Consider the following 25,456-nt stretch of genomic DNA (forward strand, 5'->3'; position numbering starts at 1 on the left):
TTTGCCCCTGGCGCCGATACCCCGGGTGGGGGTCAATTGCCGAAAACCGCCTTCGGCAGCCAGGTGGCCAGAATCGGAAAAAAGACCACGATCAGAAGACCGATGGCCTGTAAGATGACAAACGGGATGATCCCCCGATAGATGTCGCCGGTGGAGATCTCCGGCGGCGTGACGGCTTTCAGGTAGAACAGGGAAAACCCGAAGGGCGGCGTCAGGAAGGAGGTCTGGAGGTTCACGGCGATGAGGATGCAGAACCAGACCGGGTCGAACCCGAACTCCAGCATGATGGGCGCCAGAACCGGCACATGGATGAAGGTGATCTCGATGAAATCGAGAAAAAAGCCGATGACGAAGATGAGGCCCATGACGACGGCGAGCACGAACCATTTGCCGTGGGTTTCGGCCATGGCGCCCAGAAATTCCCGGACGAGGCCGTCTCCGCCCAGCCCCCGGAAGACCAGGCCGAATGCGGCGGCGCCCACCAGGATGATGAAGACCATGCAGGTGAGCTGCATGGTGGAGTCCATGACCTCCTGCAGAATGCCCAGGGTGAATTTCCGGTTGGCGATCGTGAGAACGGTGGCGCCAACGGCGCCCACGGCGGCGGCCTCGGTCGGGGAAGCGACCCCCCAGAAGATGGAGCCCAGGACGGCGACCATGAGAAACAGGGGCGGAAAAAGGGCCCGGGAAACGCGTTTGAAGAGATCCATGCGGCTCATGGCCGCCAGGGCCTTCCTGGGGATCGCCGGCGCGATTTTGGGTTTGAGCCATGCGGCCACGAGGATGTAGAGGATATAGAGGGCCACCAGCACCATGCCCGGCAGGACCGCGCCCATGAAGAGATCCCCGACGGGGACGCCGACGATGTCGCCGATGAGCACCAGGACGATGGACGGCGGGATGATCTGGCCCAGGGTCCCCGAGGCCGCAACCGTGCCCGTGGCGATTTCGTGATGGTATCCCCACTTGAGCATGGTGGGCACGGCGAGGAGTCCCATGGTGACCACGGTGGCCCCGACGATGCCCGTCGACGCGCCCAGCAATGCCCCGACGATGACCACCGATACGGCAAGCCCCCCGCGGACCCGGCCGAAGACCATCCCCATGGTGTCGAGGAGCTCCTCGGCCAGGCCCGATCGCTCCAGCATCACGCCCATGAAGACGAAAAGCGGCACCGCCAGCAGGGTCACGTTGGTCATGACCCCCCAGATCCTGAGGGGCAGCAGGTTGAAAAACGACCACCCGAAGCCGATGAGGCCGAAGCAGAGGGCGGTTCCCATCAGGGTGAAGGTGACCGGAAAGCCGAACATCAACAGAATGGTCAGGGCCAGAAACATCCATCCGGGCAGATATTCCATCAGCGTTCCCCCTCCGTCTCGAGTTCTTTTCCCTTACTTTCTTTTCCGATGATCGTCAGGAAGCTTTTGATTCCCATGGAGATGCCCTGGAGAAGGATGAGGATGAACCCCGCGGGGATGCAGGCCTTGATCAGATAGCGGTAGGGAATGCCGCCGGGGTCGGGGGACCCCTCCATGACGCTCCAGGCGTTGTGGACAAATTTGAATGATGTGATGATGATGAGGCAGCAGCCCGGGATCAGAAAGAAAATCACGCCGATCAGGTTGATCCACGCCTGGTTCCTGGGGCTCATCCGCTGGTAAAAGATGTCCACCCGGACATGGCCTTCCTTGAGAAGGGTGTTGCCGGCGCCCAGGAGAAAGATGAACGCGAACAGGTGCCATTCCAGCTCCTGAACGAACACAAAGCTCGTTTTGAAGACATAGCGCATGACCACATCGACAAAAACCACCATCACCACCAGGAACGTGACCCATGAAACGCCCCGGCCGACCCGAGTGTTGAGGGCGTCGATCCAGCGGCAAATCGATCTCAGGAACGTCATAGCGCCTCCATGTCCGATGCGATGGATGTTCATGCGGATCAGGCCATATCGGGCATTCCGATCCCGAAGCAAAGCCGGTTCAATTTATGACCATGGAGACTTTAATGAAATAATGAATAAAAATCAATCATTAATTCTTGGTTTAGCCGAATCATGGGATGTTTCCGATCAGGAGGGTCGGCCGCAGCCCGCCGTGGGAAAAGGGATGATGGAAGACCGGAAACGGGATGTCGCCGGTCCATTCCGCCTCCGGCGCCACCAGAACGACCTTCCACCCGGCATAGGCCTCCCGGAGACGGCTGCACACCGATCGAAACAGGGCCCTCCCCTGCCGCCGGGTCCCCAGGCGGTGCCCATAGGGCGGGTTGACGGCGACCAGCCCCGGTTGCGAAAACCTGTCCCCGGGGGAGAACGCGAAAAAATCCCGGCAGGACACGTCGATCATGGGAGACAGGCCGTTCTCTTCCAGGTTTTTCCGCAGGGACCGGCAGACGTCGGGGTCGATGTCGGCGGCAAAGATGGTGGGGGTCTCTGGAAGGGGAAGACTGTTTTCGGAGGTGCGCTTGAGATAGGCCCATTTCCGGGGGGCGAAGGACGGCCATCCCATGAATGCAAAGCTCCGGCGCGAGCCCGGGGGGATGCCGCCCGAGATCATGGCCCCCTCGATGGAAAAGGTGCCGGAGCCGCACATGGGGTCCAGGAGGGGCAGGCGGCCGTCATAGCCCGCAAGGGTCAGGGCCGCTGCGGCGATGGTTTCCCGGATGGGGGCCTTTCCGCCCCCGGTCTTGAATCCCCGCTTGTAGAGCAGCTCCCCGCTGCTGTCGATGGACAGGGTGAAATGATCCTCCGCCGCGCGCACGAAAATCCGCTGAACCGGGACGTCCGGAACGTCACCGGCCTCCTCCGGCCGAACCTGTTTGAAGCGGTCCCGGATGCTCGCCTGGACCCTTTCGGCGACGGCGTCCGTGTGGTAGAGGCGGCTTTTCGCGGCGGCGGCGTGGATGACGGGGGCGCCACCCGGCCGGAGGTAGAGCTCCCAGGGAATGTCCGCCAGTTTCTTCTCCAAGCGGGGAAAGGACGACGCGCTGAATTCATCGATTCTCATGAGAATCCGGCCGGCCGTGCGGAGGTGGAGATTGGCGAGCCAGCAGTCGTGCAGCCGCCCTTCGAAAACGATCCCGCCCGGAACGACGGCTCCGGTGGCGATGGAAAGGGGCGGGGCCTGGAGCTCCGCCAGGCAGACGCTTTCAAGCCCCGGCGAAACGGCGACGAAGAACTCCCTCGTCCGTCCGGCGACGTGCCGTTTGATGCGCTTGGACAGCGGGGTTTCAGGGGTCATGGGGCTTATTTCTCTGCGGGTGCCCCTGGCTGACCTTCTAGTAGCGTTTGAAAGCTTTTCATGGAATGATCCCTGAAGATCCGGCCGTTGACGAACACCGTCGGTGTTCCGCTGACACCCAGCCGGGCAGCCTCCGAGGCGTCCCGGTTCAAGGCGGTCATCACTTCGGGATGGCTCATTTCCCGGGTCAGGCGCGCTTCATCAAGTTTCAGTTCCCTGGCGATCTCATTGATTTTCTGGAGAGATAGCCGGTTATAGTTGTCGAAAAGCGCATCGTGAAATTCCCAGAACCGGTTCTGCCTGCCCGCGGCCAGCGCCGCGGCCGAGGCAGCCCGGGAAAAGCGGTGGCTGCGGAGCGGGAAGTTCATGAACACCACCTTGATCCGCTCTGGATACTCGGTCATGACTTGATCGAGAACCGATGACAACTCGGCGCAGGAGGGGCACTCGAAATCACTGAAAACAACCACTTCGAAGGGGGCATCGGCTGGGCCTTTAGACGGCAGACCGCTGGAATCGATGGTCTGGATCAGGTCCAGCAGGATGACCTTCAAGGTCTGCTCTTTTGAATTCCCTATGAGCAGCATGTCTTCTCTGGGCGTGGCCTTGATGCTGTCCGTGCCTTCACCGACCCGGACTTTCTCCTGAAGCCGACCATCCGGGGAATAGATCAGCAGATAGCCATTTTCGGTCAGCGCAAAGACCCGCATGCCGTTCAGGGAAATGGCAACATCCATCGGTTTGGCATCCAGTTTAAATGTCTGCAGGACATTCAATTCGATTTCAGCATTAGCCCGGCTGAGCGCCAAGGATGTCAGCATCACGACCGATACCATCAGGATCTGAGTTATTTTCCGCATACCGGGAACCTTTCTGTCGTTAAAATGGAGAGCTATGTATCATATATTTTGTATGGCGAGAAGATAGAACCGCAATTTTCAGAGGAGTGGCACCCCACCCGCTCCGGGATCAAATCCGGGTGCCGGCGTTACGGGGGTGAAGAGCAGAAGTGAACTGTCTGCATTTCCGGAGATAGCCACCCCGCAGAGCCCTGCAACAGAGGACACGGCGATAATCCGCTCGATCTGTGTAAAAGCGATACCGGGAAACCAGTTGGTGTAGTAGCCGGTACGTTTGTCATAGGGATTGATCGTCATGACAACGCTGTCCAAAATCTGATCCGCGCCGACGGCATGGAGGGTTACGGATGCAGGAGCATCGCTCATGTTGGTGACGGTGATGGCCTTCCATTCGATTTTCGGGCTGAGGTCGTTGAAATAAAATCCTATTTGTGTGTCCTTGGCTTCGGCGAGCGTAAATTCGGCCAAGCCCCCGCCCTGCAGGTTTTCGTAAAAAAGACGGAAATTGAACAAGCTGTTGTTGTAAAGGATATATCCGGTTCCGGAAGTGATACCAGGAACCAACTCTCTTAAATCAATGATGGTTCTGCCGAGGCCAGCCGTGGAGAACAACCCGGAATAAACCTCCGTTCCTCCGTCGTGGAGGGCGATGCTGAATGATGCCTGGGTCGGGGCGTTGTTGTCGACCTGAAGAATCGTTTTCCAGATTCCGCCGTTCCCCGTGACGTGGGGGATACCCACCCCCAGGGAGAAGCTTTCTCCCCCGGTGCGGCCGATGATGGCATCGTCGAAAAAAATGAATTTGGCATCCTCGGTCTTCCCTTCGGTTTCGTAAACCTCGAAGGTGCTGAAACCGCTTGTATCGATCACGCCGTAAAAGAGGGTTTCGGTGGTCAGGACGGTATCTTCGAAGTCAACGGTCACGCCGTCTATGATCATTCGAATTCTGGCGCCGGGGGTGTTGGAGCGGACCCAAATTCCCAGGGCGTGAATCGTCCGGGGAGTCGCTCCTGCGATGCCGTCGCGCTGGGAATCGAAAGGGGCGCCGATGAGATCGCCATGTGGGGTCGAAAACATGCCCCACAGACCGCTTCTCGCGGCACCGCTCGATGTGGTGATCCGGTTGCCGCTCAGGTTGGCGCGCCAGGTGATGCCCTGGCTGGTAGCGCTCTCGGCGTTGTCCGGTGTCCGCAAGGCCCCCCAGACGCCGGCGTCCTCAAAGCCCTCCTGAAACGTGGCATATCCGAATGATGCCGCGGCGGCCATGAACTCAGATTCATTTCCGTAGGTGAGGACTTCCGAATGGGCCGCAACGGACGCAAAAAACAGAAATGCGCCCAAAAGAAGCCCGCATTGCATTTTTTTCATGGTACACCTCCTCTTCCGGTGATTTCGGAGTATGTTGATGGGATTCATCTTGATAAAAGAATACCTTTTTACCTTAACCACGAACGTTGCATCGCGCCACCACTGTGCGGTATAGACCGTCCAAGCCGCGAGCCCCTCCCCCGGCCGGGCGGCGCTCTCAAGATCGTCGTACCCGTCCTGTTCCGCCTCGAGTCCTGAGCGGGCTAATACCCTTCGAGGATAAAATCGGAGAAAACCATAGGCCAGGTCGATATGGCCGCAAAGACGAAGAATCCGATCATTGCAACGAGGCAGAGCCGCTGCTGAATCGAAGGCAGGCGGCGTTCCAGGGATTCGGGACCCCTGACCCGTTCAAGCATCCCCACGCCCATGCCCGCGATGCCCGCCGTGAGCAGTGATGTGTAGAGGGGGTAGCCGATGTAGTGGTATTCCCGCTGGAGCAGGCAGAAGGGGCAGTGATGGGTGGGGAGCTCGTAGAAGTAGAGGGAGATGAACGAGATGATGGAGACGATGGAAACGAGGAAGAAGAGCGCGCTAAAACCCGCGAAGAGGGACGCCGACCGGCCGGTGATGCGGAAATGGATGCCCGCACGGAGGGTCAGCACCAGGCTCAGGTAGAAGAGGATCTTGGCCGGGACGGACGGCAGCGCCGCCATGCTCCCCATGACGCCGCCGGCCTCGGCGTTGAAGAGGATGCCGCAGCAAGAGGTGAGGATGTTGGCCTTCATGTTCAGGAAATACTGGGTGACGAGATAGGCGTCGAAGACGCACAGGGCGGTGACGGCGAAAAGGAGCCGGTATTTGGGTTTGATCAGCGGGTAATCGGGGCATTGATTGTCGGCGTGGTTCAGGATCAGCCACAAGCCCGACAGCACGGCGGCCGCGAGCTTCACGACAAGGACCGGATATCCGTATTTGTTGACGTTGAGGGATCCGGCGGCGCACATGGCCCCCGTGAAGAGCGGATGGATGCGATCGGCGGTATAGACGAAAAAAAACATGGAAAAGAGCCCGATGGCAAAGAGGTGGGTCAGGACCGACGAGACGAGGTAGGTCTGCTTTTCCAGCGCCAGTTGGCCTTCACTGTCGCTCTCGATGTCCCAGTCCCGGAGGATGCGGTATCCCAGGGTCGATGCATAGATCGCAAAAAGCGCCGTAAGCAGCGCTGTCAGGATCAGGGTGATGATGGCCGGGTTCAGGATCAAAGGCTCTGGTGCTCCTCTAAAATGCTGCCGTCCCGCATGTCGATGACCGCATCGACGATCCCGGCCTCGAAAACCAGCGGATCATGGCTCGCCATCAGGACGGTCTTTTTTTCATGGGACAACTGGGCGACGATGTCCAGGAATTCTTTTGACAGGGCCATGTCGAGATGGGCCGTGGGTTCGTCTGCGATGATGATGGCCGGGTCGTTGATGAGCGCCCTTGCGATGGCCGTCCGCTGCTGCTCGCCGCCCGAGAGCTGCTCCACCTTTTGCCCGGCCTTGGAATCAATCTTCAGCCGCGCAAGAAGCCTCAGGGCGTCGGCCTTCACCCGGCCGTGTTTTCTTCCCGTGGGATAGGCGGGCAGCATGGTGTTTTCCAGGACGGTGATGCCTTTGATGAGGTTGTAATTCTGGAAAATGAACCCGAAGGTGGAGCGCCGGATCTCGGAAAGAAACCGCTCGGGAAGGCTCGTGGTCTCCCGTCCGTCGACGAAGATCCGGCCCGACGTGGGGCGGATCATGCAGCCGATGAGGGAGAGGAGGGTGGTCTTTCCCGATCCGCTGGGACCCTTGAATACGGTGATCTTTTCGCGGCCGATGGTGAGGTCCACGTCCCGCAGGGCATGAAATTCATTGGATCTGCCGGCGTTGAAGGTTTTGGAGACGTTTTTCAGGGAAATCATGGCGACGGATCATCCTTCCGGGGGTGTTCAGACATTGCGCATGGCCGCATCGGGCTCGGTAACGGATACCTTCCAGGCGGGGATGATCGTCATGATCGAATAGGGAACCACTGTCAGGGCGAAAACGGCCGCCAGTTGAAAGGCATCGATGTCCGGGTGGAGCTTGAACGAGGGATAGAGCACGGACCAGCCCTTCAGGGCATGTTCGAAGAGCGGGGCTCGGGAAAAAAAGACGTGGACGTACGCGGCCGCCACCCCCGCGAGAAAAGCGCTCAGGGAGATGAAGAGGCCCTCCTGGAATTTGAGCAGCAGGATGTCCGACGTGCCCCACCCCAGGGCCTTGAGGATGCCGATCTCCGTCCGCTCCTCGCCCGTGAGGCCGGTGGCCTTGTCCCAGGCGAAGATGAGAAAGGCGAGCATGGCCCCGAAAAGCTGGACGATGATATAGCCGCTCCGCCAATCGAAGATGGAGGCATAGGTTCGCAGAATATCCTCTTTCAGCACCGGCCGGGTGTCCGGGAGGCGGACAAACACCTTCTGGGCGATGGTCAGGGCCTCCTTCGGGTTCCGGATCCGGGCGACCATATCCGTGGCAAAGCCCGCCGGGACCCCGAAAATGCGCCGGAAGGCGGCTTCGGTGATGAGGATGAGGTCCGCCGCCACCAGGTCCGTCTCCGCCGTGAGGACGGTCTTGATTTTCAGGACGACGGGCGTTCCGTCATATCCCCGGATGTAGAGTTCCTTGTCGCGGATCGTACCCCAGGTCCGGAGCACGCCGTTGCCGATGGCGGCCTCGTCATCCGCGAGATCGAAGTTCCGGGTCGCCGTCACCGTGTAGCTGGATGCCGCGGCCTGATGGTAGTAGTACCCCCAGAGCCGCGGCTGGACATCGTTCACGCCCCGGATCTCTGCTATGGCGCTCTGGTATTCCATGGGGATCAGGTCGTGCCTGCCGGCCATATTCCGTTGAATCACCATCTCCGGCGTCTCTTTCAATACCGCCGCGGCCTCTTTCCGGATGGCGTCGGCAAAGAAGACCACCGAGGTGAACAGGAACACCATCGCCGTGTAGACCAGGGCGAGGGACAGGTTCTTCCATTTCCTGCGAAGCAGGGAAGAGATGGCGAAATCCAGGAAGTATCGCTGCTTTTCGATCATTGCCCCTCCCCTGTTCCCTGCCCCGGGGTCATCCACGCCGGGGGCCGGGTCATCGACCCCGAGGGATAATGCTCCAGGGCCAGGGGCGATTCCTGAAAGGCCGAAAAGAGATCCGCCTGGGACAGGTGCCGCGTATACCGGACCTCGGTAAACAGGCAGAGATCGGTGATATCGAGTTTCTGGACCAGCATGGCGTTGTTTTTCACGATCATCTCGCGGGACGGCAAATTCAGGCGCGGATGGATCGCAATCATCAGCACGAGGCCTGTTCCCAGGACGGCGGTGTGGATCAGAAATATCGTCGATCTTCTCATGAAAAATCCGTTGTCTGCTGTTGCCCGGGTGCATGGGGAGGGCAGGCACGGGGGCCTGCCCCTACGGCTATTTTTTCAATGCAGGGGCAAGTCCCTTGTCGTTGCCCGGGTGCATTGGGAAGGGCAGGCACCCAGGCCTGCCCCTACTGGTGTTTCATCTTTTTCTTCTTTTCGCGGATCATGTTGATGTCGTTGTACATGTCTTCAAAGCTCGCCTTAAAGGCATCGTCGAAGGTCGCCTTCGTACCGCCGTTTTCAGCGATGAATTTCTGGGCGGCGGTGTCATCCGCGAAGGCCCATTTGGCCCGGTGGGTCATGACGCCCATCTTCGATCCGCCGATGACCCAGGTCGCCTTTTCGGCGTCGATGAGGGTCTTGGTGTTGTAATCCCCCACCATGATCTCCCGGGGGGTTTTCCCGACGTTGACGGCCATGTCGATGGCGGCGCAGTGGATGGAGCAGGTGCCGATCTTCGCGCCGTCGTCATAGACGACATAGACCCGGGAGTGTGCAAACTTGGCGCGGTCCATGCCGCAGAGCGGGCAGGCGGGGTGTGCGGCGATGTCGTCTTGAGCGAAGGCGCTCAGGGCACCGGTCAATAAAAACATCATCATGCCGAACATTACCAGCTTTTTCATGTTGGTCTCCTTTTTTTTGTGGGTTGATGGATATGGATCGTAGAATTCATAATGGATTTTTCTCCATTTTAAACAAGAGACGCCCATGCAGGTCAAGGGATTTTGATGTTGCCGGATTCTTTCAAACTGAGCCCACCGGACACCGTCATCCTTTCCTTGAGCCGCATCTCCTGGATTGCGCAATAGAGCACCGGCACCACCAGCATGGTCATGACCTCCAGGATCATGCCGCCGAAGGTGGGGATGGCCATGGGGATCATGATGTCGGAACCGCGACCCCGGGAGGTCAACACCGGGATGAGGGCCAGGACCGTGGTGGCGGTCGTCATCAGGCAGGGCCGTACCCGCCTGAGGCAGGCGCCAATGGTGGCCTTGCGGATCTCTTGAACGGTTTGGGGCGAAGCGCCGGCAAAGGTCTGGTTCAGGTAGGTGGCCATGATCACGCCGTCGTCTTCCGCGATGCCGAAAAGGGCCAGGAACCCGACCCAGACGGCCACCGAAAGGTTGACCGGGTGAACCTGGAAGAGTTCCCGCAGGGAAATGCCGAACACCGAAACGTCGAGAAACCAGGGCTGGGCATACAGCCATATCATGATGAATCCGCCCGACCAGGCCACGGCCACGCCCGAAAAAATCAGCGCGCTGGTCGTCACCGATTTGAATTCGAGGTAGAGGATGAGAAAAATGATGGCGAGGGCCAGCGGCAGAATCACCCGGAGCTTGCGGTCGGCCCGGACCTGGTTTTCATAGTTGCCGGTGAAGCCGAAGCTTACACCCGGGGGTAGTTTTATCTCACCGGTCTCGATTTTGTCGATAAGATAGGCCCGGGCTTCTTCGACCACATTGGTTTCGGCGAAGCCGGGCTTCTTGTCGAACAGGACGTATCCGACGACAAAGGTGTTTTCGGTCTTGATGACCTGGGGGCCGGGCACATAACGGATCTCCGCCAGCTGAATCAAAGGGATCTGGGCGCCGTCCTGCGCGGGGACGAGCACCTGGCCGATGGTATCGATGTGATCCCGCAGCTCCCGCATATACCTTACGCGGACAGGATACCGTTCTCTTCCTTCAACCGTCGTGGTAATCTGTTTGCCGCCGATGGCGGTTTCAATGACATCCTGCACCCGCTGGAGGTCTATGCCGTATTGGGCGATGGCGCGGCGGTCGATCTCGATTTCGATGTAAGGTTTACCGACAATGCGGTCGGCGATGACCGACAGCGGATCAATGGATCCCACGTCTCTCAGGTGTTTTTCGATCTGTCTGGCGGCGTTCTCAATGGAGGCCAGGTCCGGGCCGGAGACCCTTACGCCCATGGCCGCCCTGATCCCGCTGGACAGCATGACGACTCTGGCGGAAATGGGCTGGAGCTTGGGTGCCACCGTTGTCCCGAGAAGGGTCGCCGCTCTCAGAATTTCCCTCCAGATGTCATCTTCGTTATTAACGCCGGCCCATGCTTCCCTGCCGGCGTTGATCCTCGGATCCAGGGCCGGCCGCCACAATGGAAACGGATGGCCGCCAGGGTCGGGTATCAACTGACGATGCTCGTCCCTTTCATAGCGGCCGTTGATGTGATAGGGCTTTCCGTCCGGAGCCGAAAGCGGGCGTCCATCGGGGCTCCGGAAGAAATCTGCCGCATCGGTGGTATATCGAAACCGCAGGATGGCGCCGTTTTCATCTGCCAGGAATCTCGGGTGATATTCGATGAGGGTCTCGATCATGGATACGGGGGCCGGGTCCAGGGGGCTTTCGGCGCGGCCCAGCTTGCCCACCACCGTCTTGACCTCGGGGATGGCCTCCACGGCCCGGTCCTGCCGCTGCAGGATATCCAGCACCTCCCCGATGGACGCATGGGGCATGGTCACCGGCATGTACAGAAAGGCGCCTTCGTCCAGCGGGGGCATGAACTCCTTGCCGAGGCCGGGAAATTTTCGCGTCAGGTACTCGGATGTCGGGGTTTCGGTAAAGAGCCGGGGCAGCCATCCGAAGACGGCCCCGTATCCCAGCCAGACAACCACCCCCAGAACCAGACAGGCGGCCGGAAGGGATAGAAAGATGACCTTGTGTTCCAGGCACCACCCCAGGATGCGGTCGTACCAGTGTTGAAACGCAAGGAAAGCACCCAGGATCAAGCCGATGGCGGCGCCGACGAAAACGAAATTGCGCAACAGGCCTCGGGACACGCCGACAGGCTGCCAGATGTAAGCCAGCAGCAGGGCCGCACCCATGAAGATGATCGCGGTGTTGATTTCCCCCGCCCATTTTCCGAACGTTGGGGGGAGCCGCAGCGCCACGAGACTCATCCCGCCGATGAGGGCGATGAAAAGCCCGATTTTCCAGTTCAGGGCAAAGGCAACCACGGCGCCGGCGTAAATTACCCCTTCCCGGAGCAGCCATTTCGGTATCCTGAGGTTTCTTCTGCGGACGAAGACGGCATAGGCCAAGGGCGGCAGGACGCAGAGGGCGATCCCCATGGATGCCATCAAGGCAAACGTCTTGGTGAAGGCAAGGGGCCGGAACAGCTTTCCCTCGGCGGACACCATGGTGAATACCGGCAGAAAGCTGACGATGGTGGTCGACACCGCCGCGACGACCGCCCCGCCCACATCCCGGGTGGCCCGCAGCACCAATGCCATCCGGTCCTCTTCCGGGCCTGCCGTTTCGAGATGCCGCAGGATGTTTTCGGTGATGATGATGCCCATGTCCACGATCGTGCCGACGGCGATGGCGATGCCCGACAGGGAGACGATGTTGGCGTCGACGCCGAAGAGCTTCATCGGGATGAAGCATAACAGAATCACCAGGGGCAGCATCCCCGAGATGATCAGAGCGGAGCTCAGGTGGCGCATCATGATCAGCACCACGATGATGGTGATCAGCGTTTCCTGGGTGAGGGTCGACTCGAGGGTCCCCAGGGTTTCCAGAATCAGCCCGGTACGGTCGTAGAAGGGAACAATGTTGAGCCGGCTGACCCTGCCGTCGGGCAGGGTGCGGCTAGGCAGACCCAGAGAGATTTCAGCGATCTTTTTTTTGACCCGCTGGATTACTGCGAGGGGGTTTTCCCCGTACCGGACGACGACAACACCGCCCACGGCCTCCGACCCGTTTTTATCCAGTGCTCCGCGCCTTGACGCCGGTCCCAGGGAGACGCCGGCGACATTTTTCACCAGGATGGGAATGTCATTTTCAAGCCGGATAAAGGCGTTTTGAATATCCTCGACGGACTTGGCAAAGCCAAGACCGCGGATAACGTACTCGACCTTGTTGACCTCGATGGTTCTGGCGCCCACATCCACGTTCGCCCGGCGCACCGCATTGACAACCTCCTCCAAGGTGACGTTGCGATATCGCATCCGATCAGGGTCCACGTCGATCTGGTATTCCTGAACAAACCCCCCTACGGAAGCCACCTCGCTCACGCCCGGCACCGACATCAGGGCATACCGAACGTACCAGTCCTGAACGGTCCGCAATTCATGGAGATCCCAGCCACCGGCCGGCTTCCCCCCGGAATCCAGGCCCTCCAGCGTATACCAGAACACCTGACCCAGCACGGTGGCATCGGGTCCGAGGGTGGGCTGGACGCGCTCGGGCAACTCGCCCGACGGAAGGCTGTTGAGGCGCTCCAGGACCCGGGACCTGGACCAGTAAAAATCGATCTGATCCTCAAAAATCATGTAGACCAGGGAAAAGCCGAACATCGAATAGCCGCGGATGGTTTTGACGCCGGGGACGCCCAGGAGGGCGACGGTCAAAGGGTAGGTGATCTGATCCTCAACATCCTGGGGGGACCGGCCGGGCCACTCGGAAAAAACGATCTGCTGGTTTTCGCCGATGTCCGGAATGGCATCCACGGGAACGGGGTCGCGCCACAGCCCGCCCATCTGCCAGTCAAACGGCGCCACCACCAGCCCCCATCCAATGAGGATGACGACCACCAGAAAAACAATCATCCCGTTTTGCAGGCAAAACCGTATCATCCGTTCGATTGGTGACGCGGATCCTGTCCTGTTGGATGTGCGCTCGGGCATAACACCGGCCGGATTATTTTGATGTCAGTATCTTGAAAACGGCGTGCCGATCCAGATTGCTGGTGAAAAAGATATCCATATCGAATGATTAACGCGGCAACCATGTCTTGACTGACATCCAGTCGCCACGGAACGGCCTAACCGGGGAGCGATTCCTGCATACCCTGATTCTCATCAAAAAGCAATTTCCAAAAAAATATTGCGGGTCAGTTAATAATGTCAGGTTTTTCTCCCCCCAAAAACAGGGAAACCCTGATTTATTCCGTTTGGCTTTTGTTTTACGTTGCGTCTACTGGAAATGTTAAATTTTCCCCATGAGCATCGGGAATATTACCTTCTTCCCCCGAGTCTGCTGACAGCGCCTGCATGCCTTGAGCGGTAGGGTTTGACATAAGCAGGACGGTCTCTATTCTCAGCGCTGTCCAGCGGCTCCTGTGCACTATTTGCCGATCAACGGAACCTGTGGACGAATCAACATCCCGCGCGGTGGTGAGCGATTAATTCCTGTTGATCTCTCATAATCAACTGATTCCAGCCTGTCTCGGCGGAGAGATCCATGGCGGCCTCTGCTGATGCTCTTTGTGATCTTACCGTTCCCAAAACAATAGATGAAACCATAAGGAGGCAGAATGATGCAAAGTTACTTCGATTCAATTCCAAAGGTACGGATCGGTAGCTGGGTGTTGCTCACCCTGGTTATCGGCGCATTTTTAGGTGCGAATGCCCTGGCGGCGGTCAATCTGACAGTCAACGGGGTCAACAAGGACGGCACGACCACAGCCCTGTCGGAATACCGCTGGCTGATCGAGGAGGACCAGACCTATCACGTCCAGCGAAACGCCAGCGGCCAGGTTCAGACCGATGCGGCCGGCAACCCGATTCTCGACCCCAACTGGCGGGTGGGCGACCCCCTGAAGAACACCCTGTCGGTGAGCTTCCACCGCAGTTACATGCCGGTAGTGGCCAAGGGATCGGTTCCGCTGGATACAGCGAACCCTCGAGAGACGGCGCTGGCCTCCCTCGATTTGGATTCCGACAAGAACTACCATGTGTCCGTGATTCCCAAAGAAGCGGGAACTTATTCCATCGGCGGTGCGGCCGTTGAGTTCGACGCCGCGGGCAATGCCAGCGCCACCGTCTACCTTAACGAAAACCCCATCCCCACGGCACAGATCACCATCTTTGTTTTCGAGGACACGCTACCCATCAACAACGCCCCGGATGCCACGGAGCAAGGGCTTGCGGGCTTCTCGATCCTGCTTGAAGACGCCTGCGGGAAATACGGCGCCTGCGCCGGTGCTCAGTCCAAGGACGCCTTCGGAAACAATCTGGGCACCGAGTACCTCAGTACCTGCGACGCCTTCGGACAGCCGGACGGCGACCCCAACACGAACTTCGGGTGCCTTGACGCCGACGGCAACCCCATCATCAGCGGATCCCACCCGCTCGTCACCGGTCCGGACGGCACGATCACCATCAAGAACCTGGCGCCCGGCAAGTACGGTGTCCAGGCCGTGCCGCCTGTGGGCAGCGGATACCAGCAGACCGCCACCATCGAGGGCAAGAAGGTCATCGACGCCTGGGTCAAGGCCAACGAGCCGCCTTTTTTCGCGGAATTCGGCCCGCCGGGATATCATGCCTTTATTGGCTTTGTTAAAGAATTCAACAAGATCCCATCAGCCAACGGAAGCAGCGCCACCATCTCCGGCCAGGTCACCAATCTGCACATCTCCCGGCCGCCGGGCAGCGCCTTTTACAGCGGCGCCCCCTTCACCCACACCACCCCATGGATCGGCCTCAACAACAACGCGGGGCTGGCCGGCGCATCCGAGGGCATCTATGTGGCCCGAACGGACGGCGGCAGTTTTGACATCCCGGCCGTTCCCCCGGGCGATTATCAATTGGTCGTCTTTGACGACAACATGGACCTCATTTTCGGCTTCCACGGCATCACGGTAAAGGCCGACGGTACCTGCAACACCGTCGACGGAGACTGCGACCTGGGAGACGTTCCGGTTTTTCAATGGTTCACCCGGCTGGAGCACGAGGTCTTCCTGGATACCAATGAAAACGGGGTTCGCGACGCCAACGAATTGACCCCGATCCCGGAGCAGGCCGTCAACCTGCGCTGGCGAGACGGCACTGTCTACCAGTCCTTCCCCACCGACAGCGAGGGCTTCGTGCCCTTTGACGAGGTTTTTCCGTTCTTCTCCTGGCTCGTTGCCGAGGTGGACTTTTTACGGTTCAAGGCCACCGGCGTCACGGTCACGGTGGATGACGGCGGTCCCATCCCCTTCGGTGATCCGTCGACATTCGGCAGCCAGCTCAACCCGCAGCCCCAGGGAAATCCCCCTGATCAGGACATCGGTGTGACCACGGCAACGAACCGGACCGAGGAAGGGCCGGTGCTGACGCAGGGATTCCAGGGCTTTTTAGGACAGACCAGCGTCATGCAGTGGGGCAAGACATCCTATGGCCGCGGCGAGAACGGCGGCATCTCGGGCGTGGTCTACTATGCGGTCACCCGGGCCGAGGACGACCCCGCCAAGGCCGCGGTCGAGTTGTGGGAGCCCGGCATCCCGAGGGTGCAGGTCACCCTGTATGAAGACAAGGTCATCAACGCCACCGGATTGCCGGGATCGGACCAGATTCCCGATGATCGCAACAACAACGGCCTCAACTATGCCGATATCGACAACTATCCCTTCAACTGGAACCCGAGCTTGTGCGGCGATACCTGTACCGGCATGGGTCCGGAAGACGTCAACCGAAGCGGAAACACCACCAATTTCAATTTCGGCGACGCCATCATGATCACCACCACCGACAGCTGGGACGACAACCTGCCCAGCAACTGCCAGTACGGCGCCAACGCCTCAGTTCCCGGTGAAGCCCCCTTCGAGTTCCGGGGCGTGCGCACCGACTGTTACGACGGCATCCGCAACTTCAATCAGGTGCGGCCCGGGGTTTTCGACGGCGGCTACGCCTTCACCGAATACTTTATCAACCCCAACAACGGGAATGTTCTGCCGCCATGGAACCCCAACGGCGTGGCGACCCCCCTTCCCGAGGGCTTGTACATCGTGGAGGCCAGTCCGCCTCCGGCCTACGAGATCGCCATGCAGGAGGACCGAAACGTGGATTTCGGCGAAAGCTATATCCCGAGCCCGGGGCTGCTGCCCCCGCCCTGCGTGGGTGGCCCCCATGAGGTGCCGGCCGAGCTGACGCTCTTCCCCGGCGTACCGGTGGGCTCCAACTTCGGCGGCACGACCCAGCCCCTCTGCGACCGCAAGCTGGTGACCCTCAGCACCGGCGCCAATGCGGCGGCGGACTTCAACTTCTTCACGGAAGTGCCGGTTGCGGGCCACATCATCGGCTTCATCCTGGACGACACCGCCAACGAATTCGATCCGGCCGCGCCCACGTTCGGCGAGAAGTTCGCACCCCCCTTCCTGCCGGTATCCATCCAGGACTGGCAGGGGCGGGAGATCTCGCGGACCTACTCCGACGAGTACGGGGTCTACAACGCGCTGGTGCCCTCCACCTACACGGCGAACCTGCCGCAGCCCAGCGGTATGTCCCCCAACATGCTGACCACCTGCATGAACCACCCGACCCTGGCGGACGGGACCGAGGATCCGCTCTTCAACCCGCAGTACAGCACGTTCTGCTACACCTTCCAGTACATGCCCGGGTCCACGACCTACCTGGATACGCCGGTGGTGCCCACGGCGGCTTTCGCCGGACCCGGCCAGTACCCGCTGGACTGCGAGTTCCCGGACGCGACGCCCAGAATCCGACGGGTCACTGTTGGCGGCAACGGGGTGGGCGGCGGGCCGTACATTGCCTTGAATTCTAATGGAACGATCAGGGCGGGGCAATCGATCACGATCCAGTCCATGGGCCAGGTTTCCGTTCCGAATCCCGAGTATGAAGGCGTGGGCGGAACAACGCCTCCCACCATCTCGCGCAACTACGGCTTCGGCGGGCAGCGGGGCACCGTGACGTTAGGTGGGGTGCCGCTGACGAACATCACCACCTGGAATAATGGAAGAATCGTGGCGGCCCTGACTCCCGCGCAACTGAACGCGCTCGCCGTCGGCGGACATCCGTTGGTGGTAACCCGCGCCACCGGCGTCTCCACCATCATGGGCATGACGGTCCAGAAGGGCCTCCGGGCCGGTGCGAGCGTCAGAACTGTCTCTCCCGGCCCCGTTGACGCCCAGGGAAACGGACCGATCCAGCGGGCCATCGACCAGGCCGGCATCAACGATCTCATCCTGGTAAGACCCGGCAACTACAACGAGATGGTGATCATGTGGAAGCCCGTCCAGCTTCAGGGCTGGGGGGCTGGAGACACCCTCATCAACGCCATTAACCAGCCGGCCGAGAAACTGCAGGCATGGCGGGAGAAGCTTGAACAACTGGTGACCAACGGCGATGTCGACCTGCTGCCCGGGCAGGAGGTCGCTTTCGGCGGCATTGAACCCGGGACGCTCTTTACCGAGGAGGGCGCCGGGGTGCTGGTGCTGGCCAAGGCATCCGGTCCCAGAGCCTTTAACAGGAATCAGGCAGGCGTCCAGGTCAACCGGGGGGCCCGAATCTCCGGCTTCACCATCAAGGGCGCCTCGACCGGCGGCGGCATCGTCGTCAGCGGGTATGGTGATTTCATAGACATCGCCAACAACGTGGTCAAGAACAACAGCGGCTTTTTCGGCGGCGGCGTCCGTGTGGGCCACCCCGAGATGATCAACCCGCTGGCCGAGAATTACCAGGATGCCGACAATGACAACGTCCGCATCTTCAACAACCAGATCAGCCAGAACGGCGGCCAGGGCGGGGCCGGAGGCGGCGTGTCGCTCTGCACCGGGTCCGACAACTATGAAGTCACCAAGAACTGGATCTGCGGCAACTTCTCCCTCAGGGACGGCGGCGGCATCGGCCACCTGGGGCTGAGCAACAACGGCCTCATCGCCAACAACAAGGTTCTCTTCAACGAAAACTTCAACCAGGGCCAGACCTTCAACGGCGGCGGCATCTTCATCGGCGGCCTGGCGCCGTTCGGGACCGATACCCTGACCCAGGGTTCCGGCCGGGTGACGGTGAACGCCAACCTGATCCTGGGCAACGCGGCCGGCGCCGGTGACGGCGGCGGCATCCGCACCAGCCAGGTCAACGGCCAGGATGTGCAGGCTTCCGGAGCCAACGAGAACGGGTGGCATCTGATCGACATCGCCAACAACATGATCATCAACAACGTGGCCGGGCTGGCCGGCGGCGGCATCTCGCTGGGAGGCGACACCGCCCGGGTGCGGATCATGCACAACACCGTGGCCAATAACGACAGCACGGCGACTGCTGCCGGGGCCTTCTCCCCCAGCAGCCCCAACCAGTCCAGCCCGCAGCCGGCAGGCATCGTTGCCCGGGCCCACAGTGCCGGGCTGAGCACCCTGCTCGCCACCATAGGCTGCACCAGCCAGTTCTGCGACCCGGAGAACCCCAACCCGTTCCTGCTGGACAACGTCATCTGGCACAACCGGTCGTTCTACTTCAAGATCGACCCCAGCCAGATCCCGGCGACCACGGGGCTGGTGCCCGATGTGGGTGCCGGCGGCGCAGCCCCGGTCTACGACGACCTGGGGGTGCTGGGGACGCTGACGGCGCAGTATTTAGATCCGCGCTGGAGCATCCTCACCGACAGATCTGAGGACGCGGGCCACACCTATGTGGCCAACAACCAGGATACGGCAAGCGGCGCCAACCCGGCGTTCGTGAACGAATACTTCAACGGCGGACGCGGCACCACCGTGGTGCCGGGCGAGCCCACCACCGCGATCGGCGTGCCGGCGGCCTTCGACGAAGGCGGCAACTTCATCCGGGTGCGCTTCGGGCCGCTGACCCTGTGCGACGATCCGAACCCGAACAACAACGATCCGGGTACCTGCGCGGATTACCATATCGGCATCGCCTCAACGGCTTTGAACGCGGGGTTTGCGTCAGGCGCCGTGATCCTTGGAACGGATTTCGACGGTGATCCCCGGCCCATCGGCCCGGGTGTCGATATCGGGGCCGATGAAAATCTGTTCGGCGGATTTTAGCCATGGATTTAAAGAGATAGACCATCCCCGCCGGCTGGCGAACCACCGGCGGGCCCAACTTGGTATCCCCGCAGCCCTGCCTGTATCAAGACAGGCAGGGCAGGACGGTAAAGATATTCAAAAGATTCAACTCAGGACGAAGTTTTCCGCAGACCGCCACGGATATGGACATACCAAGATCACATCCCGGTAAACTCCGTCCAAAACGAAAGGGGTGTCACCATGAAAAAACCTTATCGATTTTTAATCCCGCTCCTGATGATCGGTATGCTCGTGTTTGTCGCGATGCCGTCCGGAGCGGCGGTTTCCGTTCAGTGCCCGGGCGACACCGACGGTGACGCCGCCTGGAACTCCCCTGGAGAAATCCAGCCCGCCGACACCAAGTGCTTGCACCTGACCGGCGGCGACGGCTTCATCACCATGGCGGACGGGCGCCCCATGTACATGTTCGGTTTTGCCGACGTCACGGGAATCCCTGAAAATCAAGTCCTGCAGAAAGGTCTGCTGGCGCAAACCTTCGCGGCACCGCCCATCGTTCTGGACGAGGGAGACCATTTTTACCTGACCCTGTCCAACGTGGGCATGGTGATGCGGCCGGACCTCTTCGATCCCCATACCGTCCATTACCACGGCTTTCCCGAGTCGTCGAACATCTTCGACGGGTTGCCCGAGAGCGGTATTGCCATCAACATGGGCTCCAGTCTGACCTATTATTACCTCAACAACGAGCCCGGCACCTACATGTACCACTGCCACGTCGAGGCCACGGAACACATGCAGATGGGCATGCTGGGAAGCCTGTACGTCCGGCCCGCCCAAAACGGCAAATCCATCGGCGGGTTCACCCAGTTTGCCTACAACGACGGTGACGGCTCCACGGGCTACGACGTGGAGGTTGCCATCCAGCTCGGCTCTTTCGATTCCGCCTTTCACGATTCCAGCGAGGGGGTCCAGCCCCTGCCCTTTGCCCTGATGCGGGACGACTACCCCATGCTCAACGGACGGGGCTACCCGGATACGGTGGGGCCCGCGCCGGCAGCGCCGCCGGATGCCAAACCGATTGCTCCGGCCACGACAACCCAGCCGCTGAGCGCTCTGGTGGAGGCCAATGGGGGCGACAGGATCCTGCTGCGGCTCTCCAACCTGGCGGTCACGCGCTTTTACACCCTGACCAGCCTCGGCATCCCCATGCAGGTGGTGGGCAAGGACGCCAGGCTGCTGCGGGGCCCGGGCGCGAACGGCAAGGACCTATACTATACGACCAACTCGGTCACCATGGGCGGCGGGGAATCTTACGACGTAATATTAGACACCACGGGCGTGGCCGCTGGGACGTATTTCCTCTATGCGGCCGACCTGAACTACCTGGCCAATGGTGATGAGGATTTCGGCGGCATGATGACCGAGATCCGCATTGCACCCTAAGGAAAGGAGAACGGCAATGAATAAAACAACCTATCGAATTTCAAGGGTTCCCATCCTCGTTGCGGCGGTGCTTCTATTCCTGCTGACGGGCAGCGCCGGGGCCGCAATCGACGGCATCAGCGGAACCAGTTTCAACCTGACGGCCAGGGTCGACCGGATCAGCACCGCCGACGGCGGCAGCGTGCTGCTCTGGGGCTACGCCAACGGCGGTGCCAGGGCACAGTACCCCGGCCCCACGCTGATCGTTACCGAAGGCCAGACCATTACGGTTCAGTTGACCAACAACTTGGCCGTAGCGGGCGGCGGTGCAATCCCCAACGTTTCCATGGTCTTTCCGGGACAGGCGGTGACGGTTGAGGGTACGGATCCCGGAGTTCCCGGGCTGCTGACGAGCGAGGCGGCCCCCGGTGGCACGGTCACCTATCAATTCACCGCCGGCCATCCCGGCACCTACATGTACCACAGCGGCACCCGGCCCGAGCTCCAGGTGGAGATGGGGCTGCTGGGCGCGCTGATCGTAAGGCCGAGCGGCTTTCCCGGCAACTACGCCTACAATCACCCGGACAGCCGGTTCGACCACGAGTATCTCTTCCTCCTGAGCGAGATGGATCCCCGAATCCATGACACCGTGCAGTTTTTCGGACCCGATGCCGCACAGTTGAGGCAGTCCGACTATCTCTCGGACTACTTTTCCAACTACTGGTTCATCAACGGGCGCACGGCGCCGGACGACATGTCAGAGTCCAATGTCTTCTGGCTGCCGACCCAGCCCTACAACACCGTTCCGAGGATGCATCCCGGTGAGCGCATGCTGATGCGGGTCATCGGAGGGAACCGCGACATGCACCCGTTCCATCACCACGGCAACCACGCCCGGGTCATCGCCCGTGACGGACGAATGCTGGAGAGCGCCCCCGGCCGCGGAGCCGACCTGAGCTACGAAGGCTTCACCATCAACGCGATTCCGGGGGAGACCGTCGACGCCATCTTCCAGTGGACCGGAAAGGGGCTCAACTGGGACATCTACGGCAGCACGCTCGATGATCCAATGTATGCCCACAACTGCATCGACATCGTCAACAACGAAACAGGTCTGGCGCCGCCGGATGGTTTTGCAGACGCCAACTCGGATTTCCCCTACGAGTACTGCGCCGACCACAACAAACGGTTTCCGGTGACCCTGCCCGAGAAGCAGGACCTGGCCTTCGGCGGCTGGTACAGCGGCAGTCCGTTCCTGGGCACGGCGGGGGCGTTGCCTCCGGGGGAGGGCGGGCTCAATCCCAACGGCGGTTTCAGCTACATGTGGCACTCCCACACGGAGAAGGAGCTGACCAACTACGACATCTTCCCCGGCGGCATGCTGACCATGCTGATCATCGAAGCCCCGGGCGTGACGATACCTTAAGAGAGGAGGGATGAGGATATGAATGACACTATTTTCAAGATATATTTCAGGCTGCTGGCCCTTGCGCTGGCTGCCGTCGCCCTGGCGGCGGGTCCCTCCCTTGCGGCAAGCGTTACGCTGAACCTCAAGGCCGAGGCCCGGCCGGTGACCATGCCCGACCCGGATGGCGCAGGACCCCTCACGGGTCAAGTCATCACCATGTGGGGGTTCTTCGACAGCGCGGATGCCGGAACGCAGTGGAAACCGTTTGATATGCCCGTAAAACCTGTTGAGGGGGACGACCTCACCATCAACCTGACCAACAACCTCCCGGTCCCGGTTTCCATCGTCATTCCGGGCCAATCAAAACAATTGACGCCTGTCCCGTTGCCGTCGGACCCCCTAAGGGTTCGCTCCTTCGACGTGGAAACCGGGCCGGGTGAAGGACCGGTCGCTTACACCTGGACCAATCTCAAACCCGGCTCCTTCCTGATCCAGAGCGGCACCCATCCGGCCCTGCAGGTGCCCATGGGGCTTTACTTCGCCCTGGCGGTGGATGTCGCACAGGGCGAGGCCTATCCGGGCCTTTTCTACGACAGCGAGGTTGTCCTGCTCTACAGCGAGATCGACCCCGCCCAGCACGCAACGGCGGTCGGCGCAACCCCGCTGACCTACAAACCCAAGTACTTTCTCATCAATGGGAAGCCCTTTGATCCGTTGGCTCCGACGCCTCCTCTCGACGCCGGCGGGGTTGGAGAAACCTTGCTGATCCGGATGCTGAACGCCGGGCTCAAGTCGCACTCGCCCATGCTTTATAACGGCGGGTACATGGACCTGGTCGCCGAGGACGGCAACCCCTATCCCTACGCCAGGGAGCAGTACTCCGCCCATCTTGCCCCCGGCAAGACTATCGATGCCCTATGGGTGCCCGGTGCGGAAGCGGTCTACCCGCTATTTGATCGCATGCACCACCTGACCTCGGGCGGCTTCGGAAAAGGCGGGATGCTGGCCCGGCTCCAGGTGGGCGCGGGAACCGCGAGCGACACGGTGGCTATTTTACGGACGCGCTACCTTACGGCTGGCGAACTGCGGGTCTGGGCCGACTCCAGCGCAGCTCCCGGTGCGGTGCTGACACTGACCGGCTATGGCCTCATGCCGTATATCGGAAACGTCGATTTCGACTACCGACTCTTTGCCCGGGGTGTTGCGGCAAACCCGGGGACGGCCGGAGTGACGAGTGACCAGGGCGGATCGGATTCCAAGCCGGTGCCGTACACGGCGCCTCCCGTGGCCTTCGCAGACGCCTACAGCGTCAATGAAGGCGGAACCCTCATCCAACCGGCAGCCGGCGTGCTTGCCAACGACACTCGCGGCGGCTACTTCTTAGCCGCCGACAGCCTCAGGGCCTCCCTGGTGACGGCGCCAGGCAACGGTGCGCTGACCTTGAACGCCGACGGCGGATTTACTTACATCCACAACGGCAGCGAGACCCTGTTTGACACCTTCACTTACGTGGCCAGAGCGGTCAACACCACCAATAACACGGTGCAGGCCACCAGCAACGAGGTGGTCGCGACCATCACCATCACCCCCCAGAACGACCCGCCGACGTCCGTTAACGATTCGGCGAGCACCGACGACAACACGCCGGCGGTGATCAACGTGCTGGCCAACGACACGGATGCGGACGGGGATGCGCTGAGGGTTAACACCTTCAGCCAGGGAACCAGCGGAACGGTGACCTGCGATACGGCCGCCCCGGGCGGCACCTGCACCTACACCCCGACCGTAACGGGCGAGTACGTGGACACCTTCACCTATAGCGCAACGGACGGCACGGGGGTCGGCAATACGGCCACCGTGACGGTCACGGTGACGGCCGGCGCCAACCAGTCGCCGGTGGCGGTGGACGATTTCGCCACCACCAGGGCCTGTAACAACACCACGGTGCCGTGCGTCACTAGAGCCATCACCATCAACGTGGTCGGCAACGACTCAGACCCGGACGGTGCTATCGCTCCGGCCACGGTCTGCGTGCGATTCAATGACTGCCTCAACCCTGCCCCGAGACTGTCCAAGAACGGCGGTCTGGTGACCAACAACTACAACGGCACCATCACCTACCAGCCGCCCCCGGGTTATTTAGGGACGGACCTGTTCAAGTACAGCGTCGAAGACGATGACGGGGCTGTTTCCAACAGGGCCAACGTACGGGTGAATGTGCGGCAGTAATCGGCAATGAAAAGCCTTCTCCCCCCTTCGGCGGAGAAGGCTGCCATTGCGTGTATTTCTCTTGAATTCAATGCGATATCGGGCGGGGGGGCAACCCCCGTCCCGGCCGCAGCCAATCAAGCATTCAGGCATCGGCTGGGCCGTGCCGGAAGACGTTTTTACGGACGACGCATGGGATGACGATCAATTCAATAACCTTTTCAAAGAGGATACGGCCATGATGGAAGATATGAAAATTATAAGAAAATTCATAAAAAAGGGGTGTCTGAAATTTATGATGTTCACCTTTGTCCTGCTGCTCGTCGCCGCTTTCCAGGCCACGGGCGATGCCACGACCCCGCCGTCCAAGGAGGTTGCGCCGGCCGCAATGGCGGAAAAATGGGGCGTGGAAGTGGTGGCCATGCGAACGGCCATGGCCGGCAATATGATCGATTTTCGCTACAAGGTGCTGGATTCCCAAAGGGCCGCCTCGCTGTTCAAGCGGGAGACCAAACCCTACCTGATCCATCAGGATTCCGGCAAGGTGCTCTCCGTCCCCGTGACCGCCAAGGTCGGGCCCCTGCGCAGCTCCAACAACCCTCAGGAAGGCCGTACCTACTGGATGTTCTTCGGAAACCAGACGAAGCTGGTGCAAAAGGGGGACAAGGTCACGGTCGTGATCGGGGAGTTCAAGGCGGAAAACCTGACGGTGCAGTAAGAAGCCGGTGACAGCCGGATCGGGGAGCGGAACGCCCCGGCAAGTTCGATGCGCCGGTATTGATCCTTCGGCGCAACCCCCGATCTCCTGTTGCGGCCATTTTTTCATCGCGGGAGGCGCT

Annotated in this window: 16 protein-coding genes; 5 read left to right on the forward strand and 11 right to left on the reverse strand. The window is 60.6% G+C overall.

Going from position 1 to position 25,456, the window contains the following annotated elements; genetic code table 11:
* Positions 1-32: 32 nt before the first annotated feature.
* The 11 genes from ACEW8N_RS13645 to ACEW8N_RS13695 form a co-directional block, all read right to left on the reverse strand.
* On the reverse strand, positions 33-1,358 hold the full coding sequence (locus ACEW8N_RS13645) for a TRAP transporter large permease subunit (protein ID WP_373500385.1): 1,326 nt from the start codon (positions 1,356-1,358) through the stop codon (positions 33-35).
* Positions 1,358-1,903 (reverse strand): TRAP transporter small permease subunit, encoded by a 546-nt coding sequence (locus ACEW8N_RS13650; RefSeq protein ID WP_373500386.1) that lies wholly within the window; start codon positions 1,901-1,903, stop codon positions 1,358-1,360. The genes ACEW8N_RS13645 and ACEW8N_RS13650 overlap by 1 nt, the downstream gene beginning before the upstream one ends.
* Before the next feature lie 151 nt (positions 1,904-2,054).
* A complete protein-coding gene (locus ACEW8N_RS13655) occupies positions 2,055-3,242 on the reverse strand; it encodes a class I SAM-dependent RNA methyltransferase (RefSeq protein WP_373500387.1) in 1,188 nt (395 codons plus the stop codon).
* 5 nt (positions 3,243-3,247) lie between these two features.
* Positions 3,248-4,102: a thioredoxin domain-containing protein gene (locus ACEW8N_RS13660; protein WP_373500388.1), complete on the reverse strand. Its 855-nt coding sequence runs from the start codon at positions 4,100-4,102 to the stop codon at positions 3,248-3,250.
* Positions 4,103-4,180: 78 nt separating this feature from the next.
* Positions 4,181-5,470, reverse strand: coding sequence for a hypothetical protein (locus ACEW8N_RS13665; protein WP_373500389.1), 1,290 nt, complete (start codon positions 5,468-5,470; stop codon positions 4,181-4,183).
* 203 nt (positions 5,471-5,673) lie between these two features.
* A complete protein-coding gene (locus ACEW8N_RS13670; RefSeq protein ID WP_373500390.1) occupies positions 5,674-6,675 on the reverse strand; it encodes a hypothetical protein in 1,002 nt (333 codons plus the stop codon).
* Positions 6,672-7,358 carry an ABC transporter ATP-binding protein gene (locus ACEW8N_RS13675; protein WP_373500391.1) on the reverse strand — a complete coding sequence of 229 codons (687 nt, stop codon included), beginning with the start codon at positions 7,356-7,358 and terminating at the stop codon, positions 6,672-6,674. Before ACEW8N_RS13675 ends, ACEW8N_RS13670 begins: the two co-directional genes overlap by 4 nt.
* Before the next feature lie 27 nt (positions 7,359-7,385).
* Positions 7,386-8,516, reverse strand: a complete 1,131-nt coding sequence (locus ACEW8N_RS13680; protein ID WP_373500392.1) for an ABC transporter permease — start codon at positions 8,514-8,516, stop codon at positions 7,386-7,388.
* Positions 8,513-8,830 carry a hypothetical protein gene (locus ACEW8N_RS13685; protein ID WP_373500393.1) on the reverse strand — a complete coding sequence of 106 codons (318 nt, stop codon included), beginning with the start codon at positions 8,828-8,830 and terminating at the stop codon, positions 8,513-8,515. Before ACEW8N_RS13685 ends, ACEW8N_RS13680 begins: the two co-directional genes overlap by 4 nt.
* A 143-nt stretch (positions 8,831-8,973) precedes the next feature.
* A complete protein-coding gene (locus ACEW8N_RS13690) occupies positions 8,974-9,468 on the reverse strand; it encodes a nitrous oxide reductase accessory protein NosL (protein WP_373500394.1) in 495 nt (164 codons plus the stop codon).
* Between the two features lie 92 nt (positions 9,469-9,560).
* The gene (locus tag ACEW8N_RS13695; RefSeq protein WP_373500395.1) at positions 9,561-13,421 is read right to left on the reverse strand and encodes an efflux RND transporter permease subunit; all 3,861 of its coding nucleotides are present in this window, start codon (positions 13,419-13,421) and stop codon (positions 9,561-9,563) included.
* Between the two features lie 707 nt (positions 13,422-14,128).
* Between ACEW8N_RS13695 and ACEW8N_RS13700 the strand changes: the two genes are divergently transcribed.
* The 5 genes from ACEW8N_RS13700 (at position 14,129) to ACEW8N_RS13720 (ending at position 25,335) form a co-directional block, all read left to right on the forward strand.
* Positions 14,129-19,597 carry a hypothetical protein gene (locus tag ACEW8N_RS13700; RefSeq protein WP_373500396.1) on the forward strand — a complete coding sequence of 1,823 codons (5,469 nt, stop codon included), beginning with the start codon at positions 14,129-14,131 and terminating at the stop codon, positions 19,595-19,597.
* A gap of 222 nt (positions 19,598-19,819) precedes the next feature.
* Positions 19,820-21,022, forward strand: a complete 1,203-nt coding sequence (locus ACEW8N_RS13705; protein ID WP_373500397.1) for a multicopper oxidase domain-containing protein — start codon at positions 19,820-19,822, stop codon at positions 21,020-21,022.
* A gap of 16 nt (positions 21,023-21,038) precedes the next feature.
* Positions 21,039-22,427 carry a multicopper oxidase domain-containing protein gene (locus ACEW8N_RS13710; RefSeq protein WP_373500398.1) on the forward strand — a complete coding sequence of 463 codons (1,389 nt, stop codon included), beginning with the start codon at positions 21,039-21,041 and terminating at the stop codon, positions 22,425-22,427.
* A gap of 18 nt (positions 22,428-22,445) precedes the next feature.
* Entirely contained in the window at positions 22,446-24,638 is a 2,193-nt protein-coding gene (locus tag ACEW8N_RS13715; protein WP_373500399.1) for an Ig-like domain-containing protein, read from the forward strand.
* A gap of 274 nt (positions 24,639-24,912) precedes the next feature.
* A complete protein-coding gene (locus ACEW8N_RS13720) occupies positions 24,913-25,335 on the forward strand; it encodes a hypothetical protein (protein WP_373500400.1) in 423 nt (140 codons plus the stop codon).
* Positions 25,336-25,456: the final 121 nt, after the last annotated feature.

This window comes from Desulfococcus sp. (assembly GCF_041737845.1).
Lineage (GTDB): Bacteria > Desulfobacterota > Desulfobacteria > Desulfobacterales > Desulfococcaceae > Desulfococcus.